At 39.2% G+C, this 13,047-nt stretch carries 1 protein-coding gene and 3 pseudogenes; all 4 read right to left on the reverse strand.

Features of this window, described 5'->3' with window-relative positions; all coding sequences use genetic code 11:
* Positions 1-22: 22 nt before the first annotated feature.
* On the reverse strand, positions 23-11,263 hold the full coding sequence (locus OC530_RS08065; RefSeq protein ID WP_262081060.1) for a DUF1542 domain-containing protein: 11,241 nt from the start codon (positions 11,261-11,263) through the stop codon (positions 23-25).
* 704 nt (positions 11,264-11,967) lie between these two features.
* Positions 11,968-12,312, reverse strand: a pseudogene (locus tag OC530_RS08070) (hypothetical protein); the annotation flags it as partial.
* A gap of 7 nt (positions 12,313-12,319) precedes the next feature.
* Positions 12,320-12,694 (reverse strand): annotated as a pseudogene (locus tag OC530_RS08075) (hypothetical protein); the annotation flags it as partial.
* A gap of 5 nt (positions 12,695-12,699) precedes the next feature.
* Positions 12,700-13,047: pseudogene (locus OC530_RS08080) on the reverse strand (hypothetical protein); the annotation flags it as partial.

The raw sequence follows: 13,047 nt of genomic DNA on the forward strand, positions 1-13,047 counted from the left end.
TAATTATCAAATAATCTACCAATTAAGCTTCTTCGTCTTCTTTACGACGACGGCCTGCAAGACCAAGACCAAGTAAGGCACTTGCGGCTGCTGCTACCATAGCTACAGTAGAATCTGCTGTACCTGTATTTGGCAATTCTTTAGCTGCTTTACGCGCGTTTGCTGCTGCTTGGTTGGCATTTGCTGCTTGAGCAGTAGCTGGAGCTACATCTGATGTTTGAGCAGCTTGGTCCTTAGCTGGGCTTGTAGGGTCAGTTGATGGAGCAACTTTCGCCATAAAGTCTTCGATACGTTTCACCATTGCATCCACTTCATCTTGGCTTGCTTTCGGATCTGCAAATACTTTCTTAGCGTCTGCCAATAAGTCAGTCGCTTCTTTTGCAGTTTCTGCATCAAGCTTAGCTGATTCTTGGATGAACAATTCATCTAATTGATGGATAGCACCTTCTAACTTAGCTTTATTCACTTTTGCGTCAGTGTTAGTAGCTCCGTTATTACCTCCAACATTTGATGGTACATATGGACGTTGTTTGAATGCGTCATCTCTTGGAATTGCTAATACTTGACCTTCTTTTGTAACGATTGTTACATTTCCGGCTTTATCAATGTTAATAGCTAATTCTTTCTTACCATCTTTTTCGACTGTTGCATTACCATCTTTGTCGATTGTAATTTTCACTTTACCATCTTTAGATGTGTAAACTGTATTTCCGTCTTCTGTTGACTTAATGTAAGCATCAAGATCGAATTCTTCTACATTAGTGATAGCACCTAGAACTTTGAATTGGAATTTAGCTTTTTCTTCTGGAGTAATATTTTCAAGGTCTTTTACCTCTACTTTACTCAAGTCGATATCAAGATTATCTCCACCGTGTTTAGATTTAGAAACAGCTTCTTTATCTTTCACTAGTTGTTCTTTAGAAATTGTTGCTGTAGAACCGTCTGGCATTGTTACTGTTGCGTTTCCTTTATCGTCTACTACTACAGTTGCGCCTGGGTTGACTGCTTCAACAGCTTTCTTAACAGCGTCTTTTTCGTCTTTTGTTAAGTTTTCTTTATTTCCAACTAATGTACGGATAGCTGGTGTTTTCACTTTAGCAGTCTTAGCTTCGTCAGCGAATTTTTCTGCTGGGATGACTAAATCTGAAGCTGGGATGTTAAGAACTGTTCCGTCACCTTTGGTTACTGTTGCGTTTCCTTGGTCATCTACGACTACGGTTGATTCTGGGTTGACTGCTGCTACAGCTTTCTTAACAGCTGCTTTTTCTTCATCTGTAAGTTTAGTTGGATCTGCTACTACAGTCTTAGCTGCTGGTGTGTTTGCATCGTTACCACCATTTGGTTTCGTAGCATCATCTTCAACTTTAACTAAGTCTGTTGATGGGATAACTGAAACATTGCCATCTTTCACTACAGTTGCATTTCCTTTTTCGTCTACTACAACAGTTGCGCCTGGATTTGCTGCTTTAACTTTGTCTTCGATGGCTTTCTTCTCAGCTTCAGTTAAGGCATTTGGATTTGCGACTTTTGTCTTAGAGGCTGGTGTAACTGCATTGTCTTTAGCATTTGCATCTTTTTCAGATTTTGTTAAATCTGATGCTGGGATAACTGCTGTATTTCCGTTTGGAAGAGTTACTGTTGCATTTCCTTGGTCGTCTACTACTACAGTTGAACCTGGATTGACGGCTGCTACTTTAGCTGCAATTGCTTCTTTCTCATCTTTTGTTAATGAGTCTGGATTTGCAACTTTTGTCTTAGAAGCTGGTTTAACAATGTCATTTCCTGCTTTTGGTGCCTTTTCTGCATCTGCATTCTTCGTTAAGTCTGCCGCTGGAATGACCGCTGTCTTACCATTTACTGTTACTGTTGCGTTTCCTTGGTCGTCCACTACAACTTCAGCACCTGGATTTACTGCTTTAACTTTAGCAACAATTGCATCTTTTTCGTCTTTTGTTAATGAGTCTGGATTTGCTACTACAGTCTTATCTGCTGGTTTAACGATGTCGTTTCCTGCGTTTGGTTTAGCTGCGTCTGATGCTGTCTTAGTTAAGTCTGATGCTGGAATTACAACTGGTTTTCCATCTTTAGGTGTAACTGTTGCATTTCCTTGGTCGTCTACTACTACAGTCGCATCTGGATTTACTGCTTTAACTTTAGCTGCAATTGCATCTTTTTCGTCTTTTGTTAACGATTCTGGATTTGCTACCACAGTCTTATCGGCTGGTTTAACTACGTCGTTTCCTGCGTTTGGCTCTTTAGCTGAATCTGCTGTCTTAGTTAAGTCTGATGCTGGAATGACTGCTACTTTACCATCTTTAGTTGTTACTGTTGCGTTTCCTTGGTCATCTACAACTACAGTTGCTCCTGGATTTACAGCTTTAACCTTGTCTTCGATTGCTTTCTTAGATGCTTCTAAGTCATTTGGATCCAAGACTGTCTTATCTGCTGGTGTGTTGACATCGTTTCCTGCGTTTGGCTTAGCGGCTTCTGCTGCTGTTTTCACCAAATCTTTCGCTGGGATAACCACTGTCTTACCATCTTTAGTTGTTACTGTTGCATTTCCTTGGTCATCAACAACTACAGTTTTAGCTTCTGGATTCACAGATTTAACTTTAGCTGCGATTGCATCTTGCTCATCTTTTGTTAATGATTCTGGATCTTCTACAACTGTCTTGTCAGCTGGTTTAACTACGTCGTTTCCTGCGTTTGGTTCTTTAGCTGAATCTGCTGTCTTAGTTAATGCCGCCGCTGGAATGACCGCTGTCTTACCATTCACTGTTACTGTTGCGTTTCCTTTGTCATCTACTGCTACAGTTGCACCCGGGTTAACTTCTGCTACTTTAGCTGCGATTGCTTTTTTCTCATCTTCCGTTAATGGTTTAGTAGAATCAACCGCTACTTTATCAGCTGGTGTATTGACATTGTTTCCTGCATTTGGTTTAGCTGCTTCTTCTGCTGTTTTCACTAAATCAGTAGCTGGAATTGTTGCAACTTCTCCATCTTTAGTTGTTACCGTTGCATTTCCTTTATCGTCAAATGCCACCTTAGCTTCTGGATTTACTGCTTTGATTGCTTCTGTAATCTTAGCTTTATCTTGGTCTGATAAATGATCTGGATCGCTTACAACTACTTTATCTGCTGGTGTGTTAACTTTGTTTCCTGCATTTGGTTGTTTAGCTTCTTCTGGACTTGTTACTAAATCTGCCGCTGGAATTGTTGCTGTTTCCGTATTACCATCTTTATCTTCTATAGTTACCGTTGCATTTCCTTTATCATCTACGAAGATCGCTTTTGCATCTGGATTTACTTCTTTAATCTTAGCTTCAATCGCTTTTTTCTCTTCTGGAGATAATGGTTTAGTTGGATCAGCTACTACTACTTTATCAGCTGGTTTGTTAATGTTGTTTCCTGCTTTTGCATTTTTAGATTCTTCTGGAGTTTTCACTAAATCTTTTGCTGGAATTACAAAGCTTCTACCATCTTCTGTAGTTATCGTTGCATTTCCATTGTCATCAACAACAACCGTTGAACCTGGGTTCACTTCCTCAACAGCTTTCTTAATAGCTTCTTTATCCACGTTAGCTGGATCTGTTACTAATACCTTATCAACAGGTTTCTTAATTAAATCTTGTTTCTCAGGTTTTAATAGATCTGCTTTTGGTTTCGCTAAAGCTTCTACAGGGATTGTTGCGATGTCTCCATTTGCATTCTTAACAGTCGCATTTCCTTTTGCGTCAAATACTACTGTTGCTCCTGGGTTAACTTCTAAGATGTTTTTCTCAATTTCTTGAATATCTTCCGCTGTTAATTTATCTCTATCTTTCACTAACACTCTGTCTGCTGGTGAATTGATTTTATTTCCTGCATTCACTTTAGCTTTATCAGCGTCAGTCTTCGTTAAATCAGCTACTGGAATTGTTGCAGTTTTACCTTCTGGTGTTGTTACTGTCGCATTTCCATTTTCATCTACGAATACTGTTGCTCCTGGATTTATACGTTGAACTTTAGCAGCGATTTTTGCTTTAACATCATCCGTAATTTGTCCATCTTTAACAAACACTCGATCTGCTGGTTTGTTGATAAGGTTACCTGCTTTTGCATCGCTTAATACTTCATCATCAGTTTTCACTAAATCATCCGCTGCGATTACAGCTGTCTTACCATCTTTAGTTGTTACTGTCGCATTTCCTTTTTCATCAACTACTACAGTTGCTCCTGGGTTAACTTCTGCAACTTTAGCTTTAATAGCTTTACGGTCTTCATCAGTTAATGCATCTTTATTAGCAACTACTGTTTGATCGATAGGTTTCTTAACTGGGTTTTGTTTAGCTGGATCCAATAGATCTTTTTCAGCATTTGATTTCACTAAGTCACTTACAGGGATTGTCGCTGTAGCTGTAGTTCCGTCTTGATTTGGTACTGTTACTGTTCCGTTTCCTGCTTCGTCAAATACAACTTTAGTTCCTTCAGGGTTTACCTCTTGAATCGCTGCAGTAATCTTAGCTTTTTCAGCATCAGTTAATTCAGCTGGATTTGCTACTACTGTTCTTTCTGCTGGAGTGTTTACTTTGTTTCCTGCTGATGGAGTTTCTTTAGCTGCTGGATCTTTCAATAAGTCTTCAACTGGGATTGTTGCTGTCTTACCGTCTGGTGTTGTGACTGTTGCGTTTCCTTTGTCGTCAACGAATACAGTAGCACCTGGGTTTACTGATTCTACAGCTTTTTGGATTTTAGCTTTAACTTCATCTTTATTCGGTCCAACTAAATCTGCCGCCGCTGCTGCTACTTTATCCGCTGGCTTGTTGATGTTATTTCCTGCTTTTGCACCATCAACTTCTTGTGGAGATTTCACTAAGTCTTCTTTGGCGATTACTACAGTTTTTCCTTCTGGAGTTGTTACTGTTGCATTTCCTTCGTCATCAACTACGATAGTTGTCTTCGGATCTCTATTTACCTTAGCGATTTCTGCTTTGATTGCATCTTTTTCAGCTGGAGTTAATTTACCTGCTTTCTTAACAAGTGTTTTATCTGCTGGTTTCTTAACTGCATCTTGCTTGTCTGGGTTCCTTAAGTCAGCTGCATCTTTTGCTAAATCAGATGCTGGAATTGTTGCCACAGCTCCATCTTTCGTTGTTACTGTTGCGTTTCCTTTTTCGTCAAATACAACTGTTGCACCTGGATTCACTTTAAGGATTTCTGCTCTAATCTTATCTTCATCAGCCTTGATATTAGCAGGATCTGTTACAACAACCTTAGTTGCTGGAGTGTTTACTTTGTTTCCTGCATTTGGTTGAGTTGTATCTTTGATAAGATCTTCAACAGGGATTGTCGCTGTTTTACCATCTGGAGTTGTTACAGTCGCATTTCCTTGGTCGTCTACGAATACTTTTGAACCTTCTGGATTCACTGCTTCTACAGCCGCTTTGATTTTAGCTTTAACGTCTGCTTTCTTCGCATCATCAGCTAAATCAGCTTTTGTTGCTGCTACTTTATCGGCTGGTTTGTTGACGTTGTTTCCTGCTTTTTCATCTTTAGCTTCTTCTGGAGATTTCACTAAGTCAGTTACTGGAATTGTTGCTGTCTTACCGTCTGGTGTAACTACTGTTGTATTTCCTTTTGCATCAACTACTACTGTTGCATCTGGATTTACTGCTTGAACTTTAGCCTTGATTGCTGCGATATTTTCAGGAGTTAAGGCATCTTTATTAGCAACTACTTTGTCTGCTGGTTTGTTGATGTTGTTTCCTGCTTTAGCAGTTTCTTTGTCAGCTTCTTTCTTCACTAAGTCAGCTTTTGGAATAACGACAGTTTTACCTTCTGGTGTTGTTACTGTTGCATTTCCTTTGTCATCAACTACTACAGTAGAATCTGGATTTACTGCTTCAACTGCTGCTTTAATAGCGTCTTTAGCTTCTTGTGGTAAATCTTTATCAGCTGCTACTAGTGCTGGATCAACTACTACTTTATCTGCTGGTTTGTTGACAGCATCTTGTTTCGCTGGGTCAGCTAAGTCAGCTTTAGGTTTTACTAAATCGCTTGCTGGAATTGTTGCCACAGCTCCGTCTTTCGTTGTTACTGTTGCATTTCCTTTTTCATCTACAACAACTGTTGCATCTGGATTTACTGCTTGAATTTTAGCTTTAATAGCGTCTGTAACTTCTTGTGGTAATGGTGCATCTGTACTGTCCACCACTACTCTATCAGCTGGAGTGTTTACTTGGTTTCCACCGTTAACATTCTCTTTATCCGCATCTGATTTGACTAAATCTGCCACTGGAATTGTTGCAGTTTTACCATCTTTAGTTGTTACAGTCGCATTTCCTTGGTCATCGACTACTACTGTAGCATCTGGGTTCACTGCTTCAACTGCTGCTTTAATTCTAGCAAGTTCAGGGTCTGTTAATTGCTTACTGTTATCAACACGTACTCTGTCAGCTGGGTTGTTGATGTTGTTACCAGCTTTGGCAGTTGATGTTTCATTAGGTTTTTTAATTAAATCATCTGCGTCAATAACTGCTGTTTTACCTTCTGGTGTTGTTACAACTGCGTTTCCTTGGTCGTCAACTACTACAACTGCACCTGGATTTACAGCTTCAACTTTTGCTTTAATTTCAGCTTTTACTTTATCAAGTTTTTCTTTATTTGCTTCACCTTGTAATGCTGCAATATCTTCTACAACTGTTTGAGCATTCGGTTTATTGATGTCATCGCCACCGTTTGCTTTCTTAGCATCTTCTTCTGTCTTGAATAAGTCACCTGCTGGAATTGTCGCAATTGTTCCGTCTTTAAGAACTACTGTTGCATTTCCTTCATCGTCATATTTAACAGCTTTAACTTTTTCGTCGCCACCATTTAATTTTTTCAGTTTTTCAGTTACTTCAGCTTGTGCTGCCGGGTCTGTCGCTAGTCCAACTTTTTTATCTGCTGGCTTACGAACACCTGCATTACCTGAATCAGGATTTGCTGCATCAGCTAAAGTACGCACCAATTCTTTGGCTGTAAATCCTGCTGTATTTCCTTCTGGTGTTGAAACCGTTACTGTACCATTGTCATCAATTGTCACAACAGCATTAGGATTTACTTCACGAACAGCTTTTTTGATGTTTTCTTTATCTGCATCTGTCAAACTTTCAGGATTTCCAACAATCACTTTATCCGTTGGACGGTTGATGTTGTTGCCACCACCTGCAGTATCTAAAGCATTTACATCTTTTGTTAGGTCTGTTTGTTTTAATGTTTCAGGTGCTTGCTTCCCTGGTAAGGTTACTTCAGCACTTCCATCATCCTTAACAACTACCGTCGTTCCAGGAGGGTTTACTGCTTTAATAGCATCTTCTAGTTTTTTCCGTTCATCCTCATTTAAGGCTGTTGGATTTTCAGCAATTACCTTGTTCGCTGGTAAACGAGCAGAGTTGATGGCTTTAATCGCTGCTTCTGCTGATTTCTTAGCGTTATCAACATCGGCATTTTTCTTAGCACCATCGATTGCCTCTTCCGAAGCTTTCTTAACAGCATCTACCTCAGCTTGAAGTTTTGCTCTAGCTTCTTCAGTCAAGGCTGCGTCTTGAGCAATTTCTTGCTTTTTAGCAGCGGCTGTAGTTTCTACCGCTGTTTTAGCTGCTGGTTTTTTAGCAGCAGGTTTAGTAACACCCTCTACCTGTGTTTTTCCAGTATCGCCTGCTGTATCGATTTTACCTTGCTCTTGTGTAGCTGCTTCAGGCGTTTCTGCATTATCATTTTTCGCCTTAATTTCAGCTTTTTTAGCATCAGCAAGTTTTTTAGCTTCTGCCTTCGCTTCTGCCTTTTCTTCCTCTGTTAGGTCAGTTCGGGCATCCATTTCTGCTTCTTTAGCTTTTAAGGCTTCATCGATTTTGTCTAATGCTGCTTGTTTACCGATTGGGTTGATTTTAGCAACTTCTTTGGTTCCTTCAGCTTGTTTATCGTTTACAGCTTGTTGCGCTGCTGTTGCCGCATCTGCTGTTTCTGCTGTTGCTGGTTGTTTTTCGATTTCATCAAGGGCTGCTGCTGCCTTGTCTTCAGCAGCTTTTTTAGCTTTTTCCTTCTCGGCTTGTGTTAAGCTATCATTGTTCTCAATAGCATCCTTCTTAGCTTCCAAAGTCTTAGCGATTTCTTCTTTAGCTTTTTCTTTACCGATTGGATTTACTTTTGCTACAGCACCAGTACCTTCATCTTTACCTGCAGTTACATCTGTTGCATTTGTAGCATCAGCGATTTTGTCTAATGCTGCTGCTTTATCTTTTTCTACATCAGCAATAGCTTTATCTTGTTCAGCTTTTGATAATGCAGTATTTTCCTTAATAGCTTTGATTTTATTAGCAGCTTCAGTTGTTACCGCATCAATAGCTGGTTGTTTATCTAATTTCACAACTTTCTCTACAGGAATTGTATCTTTAGAATCATCTTGATAAGTTACTACTAAGTTCGTACCCTCTTGAACAAGATCTTTTACAACCTTCTTAGCATTTTCAGCTTCTACTGCTTTTCCTTTTTTATCTTCTAAGTTCTTATCTTCATTTTTCTTAGAGTATTCTAATGGAAGATTTTCTTTAATATTAGCTAACTCATCTGCTGGAATATTATCAATGTTTGATACCACCGGTTTCTCAGCATCAGCCAACTCTCTAATGTCATATTTTTTCGTTTGAGATTTTAATACAATACTGAATGAACCTGGGTCAGTTTCATATGAAGAACCTTTAGCAACATTACGAATTTCTTTTCCATCTGTGTCAGTTGCAGTTGCATAACGAGTTACTAGACGATATTCATCATTATCACCTTTAGGGAATTTAGCCGCGTCAAGTTTAGGTGTCTCTTTCGTTACCTTACCACCAATTTTCACAATTGCAGGATTTTCAGCTGTCGCTACTGTTTCTGCAGTAATTGGCGTTAAAGTCATATCATATTCGTTATCTAAAACTGCAGGATTCGCAGTTGCACTTAAATCATTGTTTCCACCTTTTTTAACTGTTGCAGATTTAATCTTACCTAAATCATCTGTATATTTAATATCGATATTGATATCTTCATTAGCATAAATATAGACATCTTTTTTACCATTTGCAGTTGTAGAGTAAGGGATTGTTACTTCTGGAGCATTGTTCGTACGTGCAAAATCAGTCAATGGTCTAGTATCTGTTGAACCATCTTTATAAGTTACAACTAGATTGTTATCAACTTTTTTAATGCTTGTGATACGTTCTTCTTGATTTTCTACAGCTTGACCTTTTTTATCAGCTAGACGAGCATCGATGTTATTTTTAGAGTATTCAATCTTAATCTTATCTTTGATTTTATTAAATTCTGCTTCACTCACATCTGACGCGTCATCCACTGCTACTTTATCAGCTTCTGCTGGTGTTTGAATGTCATACTTTTGAGTTTGTGGTTTCAATACAACTTCAAATGCTCCTGGGTCTGTTTGGAACGAATTACCTCGAGCAGTATTTTTAATTATTGCATTATCTAAGTCAGCCGCTGTTGCATATCGCTTACCTAACACTAAACCTTTAGTTCTGGCTGTTTCTAATTGTTTATTTGTTAGCTTACCTCCAGGCATTCCTGAATAACTAATAATTGCCGGTGAATCTTCTGTTGCTGTTGTTTCAGCATCGATAAAGTTCGCAGTGTATCCCCACTCAACATCTACTTTATTTTCTTCACCTTCTACTCTATTAAATGCATTATTCCCGCCTTGAACTACTGCAGCACTCTTGATCTTACCTGAGTCATCTTTGAATTTAATATCAAATGAATTTTCTTCTCCTCCATAAACATAAACCTGCTTTGTTGCAGCATCAGAGAATGGAATTTCGACTGTTGGTGCGTTATTGGTACGTGCCACATCAGAAATTGAAGCTGTGTCTGTTGAATCATCGTTATAGGTTACAGTGATAGTTTGTCCATTTACTTCAATACTTTTCACTACAGAAGCTTGATTATCTAAATCTTGACCTTTTTTAGATTCAAATCTAGCATCTTGGCTTGTTTTAGAATATCCAATTTTGATTTGGTCTTTAATTTTCTGAATATCAGTTTCCGTTAAGTTGTTAATATCTGAAACAGCAATTTTATTCGCATTGTTTTCTGGTTGTTGGATGTTGTATTTATATGTTTGAGGTTTAACGACAACATAAAGAGCGCCTGGTTTGTCATCTCTTTCATCTATCGCTCTTAAACCATTCCCTGCTTTATCTGTCGCCTTAACATAACGCCAACCTAGATTTAATCCTGTAGTTCTAGCATCTTCTAATTGTTTTTGATTTAATGTACCACCAGGAAGACCTGTATAATGAATAACAGCTGGATTAGACTCACTCGCTGGAGTTTCTGTTGAAAAGACATTTGCTTTATAACCAAATTCCACGTCAAGTATATCTGTTTCACCTGAAACAGCAGTAAATGGCTGATTACCTCCTCGTACAATAGTGGCATTTGCAACAACTCCAGAATTATCTTTGATTTTTATATCAAACCCTTCTGATTCTCCACCATATACATATACATTCCTACCCTCGGAATATGGTATTTCTGCCACTGGACCTTCCGTATCAGTCGCTTCTGTTCTAAACGGATTATCTTTACTAATCTCTTTCTCATTACGTGGGTCATTTGAACCTGTGTTTTCGATTGCGTTAGATTCTGATTTTTTCTCAGTGTTTTCGGCTTTTTTACCTACAGTTGGTTGTCCGTTAGTAGTGTCTACTTTCGGAGCGTCTTTTGAATCTTTTGGTTTGTTTTTTAACCCTGAACTAACAAACGTCACTAGTTTCTGATAAGCCTTTGTCAATTCATCTTGACTAGTTGCAGAAGCGAGTGTAGACTCAGCAGAAGCCAATTCACCATTCAAAAGAGCAAGGCTCTCCTCTGTTTTATTAGCATACTTACCTGCAGAAAGTTTTGATTTAACTTCTGAAATGTAGTTTTCAAGTTGCTTTTTGTCCAAAGCTGGAGTTGTTACTTCTGCTGCAGCTGGTTTTGTTGGTTCTTCTACAACTGGTTGTGCTGCTGGAACGCTTTCTGCTGGAGTTGATGGGGCATCAAGGGCTGGCGCTAGAGCTTCTACATCTGGTGTATCTTGTTTACTTAGCTCATTAGCTGATACAGCTCCATTTCCCAAGAACATGAACAGGGCAGCAACTGCTACGCTGGCTGCTCCAAAACTATATTTACGGATTGAGTAACGTGTGACCTTTTCACGGTGCAAGCGTTCAACACGACTCATAGGCGATTTCTTCTCCACTTATTGTGTTCTCCTTAAAAATATTTTTTTATCTCCATATCTACATGCAAAGATTCCTCGCCATGGACGAGGTTTTGCATATGATACTTTACTTCTTCATTGTACATGATAAGTGATATATATGCAAACTAAATGCTCATCAAATTTACTAAAAAAAAAAACATTTTCAGACAATTTTCACAATTTGTTCGTTTTTATAACCAAAATTATGAATTTTTTAACTTTAAAATCAGGAAAATATTTTGGTTTTCTGCATGTTATTATATTGTGTTAAAACCTGAAATTCGGAAATGAATTTGGATAAAATCTTTTTATTTTGAAAAGCAGATAACTTTGATACCTAAAAGGAACTATTCTACTATTTTTAAACAAAACATTCGTAAAATAAATATACAAAAATTTTTAGGTTTTTAGCTTTTTTTCTTCCAAAAAAGAGAACCTATCAGTTAAATGCCCAGATTCTCTAATAGCTTTCTAGCAGAGCCCAACAGAACCAGACCCTATCTCTCATATGCACTATTCTCTTAAAATTCAAAGGCAAAATACGCCAGAGTCGCCTCACCGTAGAAATATGACTGACTTCCACATCCTAATTACGACCTAAAAGTGTTAGCATTCTCTGGCTGGTCTGCCTGTTGCAACTAACAACTAAAGCTAAAATAAAACATGCTACCTCATTCTGGCAACATGTCATCTGTTCCTATTTACAGCAATGCCTCAAACTCAGCGACAGTCATGCCTAATTGCTGACTGGCAATCTCAGGTGTCAGAAGACCTTGACGAACTAGATTTGCTAACATCGCGAAACCACCTTCAGCTCGACCACGCTCCTCCGCTTGTTCCAAGGCATAGTCCTGTGCTAACAAGGCTTGTTCTTCACGCATACGTAGTTGACTAAACATTTTCCTGTCCTCCTCGGACCAGCTCTTGTAGTCTAGCAGTTGGTCTGCTTGGCTGATAGCTCGCTCAGGTTGTTGGGTAAAGGGCTTGTTGCCGAAAAACTCTAACCACGGCTTGCGAACCTCATCTTTGCTGGTTTCTCTGTATTTTTAGGTCTTATTTATTACGGTCTTTCAGCAACGCTTCAAACTCCGCGACTGACATACCCAGTTGCTGACTCGCAACCTCCGAAGTCAGAAGACCTTGACGAACCATATCTAGGAAAGCAAAGACTCTTCCTTCAACTTTCCCACGCTCCAATCCTCTTTCTTCAGCTTGTTCCAAGGCATAGTCGTGTGCTAACAAGGCTTGTTCTTCGCGCATACGTAGTTGACTAAACATTTTCCTGTCCTCCTCGGACCAGCTTTTATAGTCTAGCAGTTGGTCTGCTTGGCTGATGGCTCGCTCGGGTTCCTGAGTAAAGGGTTTATTACCGAAAAACTCCAACCATGGCTTGCGAATGCTATCCTTGCTGGTTTCTCTGTATTTTTTAGGTCTTATTTATGATGGTTCTTCAATAGCGCTTCAAACTCTGCTACTGACATACCCAGTTGCTGACTCGCAACCTCCGAAGTCAGAAGACCTTGACGAACTAGATTTGCTAACATAACAAAACCACCTTCCGCCCTAGCTGTTTCTAAGGCATAGTCCTGCGCTAACAAGGCTTGTTCTTCGCGCATACGTAGTTGACTAAACATCTTCCTATCCTCCTCGGACCAGCTCTTGTAGTCCAGCAGTTGGTCTGCCTGGCTGATGGCTCGCTCGGGTTCCTGAGTAAAGGGCTTATTCCCAAAAAACTCCAACCATGGTTTACAAACCTCGTCTTTGCTGGTTTCTCTATATTT

The organism is Streptococcus sp. Marseille-Q5619 (assembly GCF_946901205.1).
Classification (GTDB): domain Bacteria; phylum Bacillota; class Bacilli; order Lactobacillales; family Streptococcaceae; genus Streptococcus.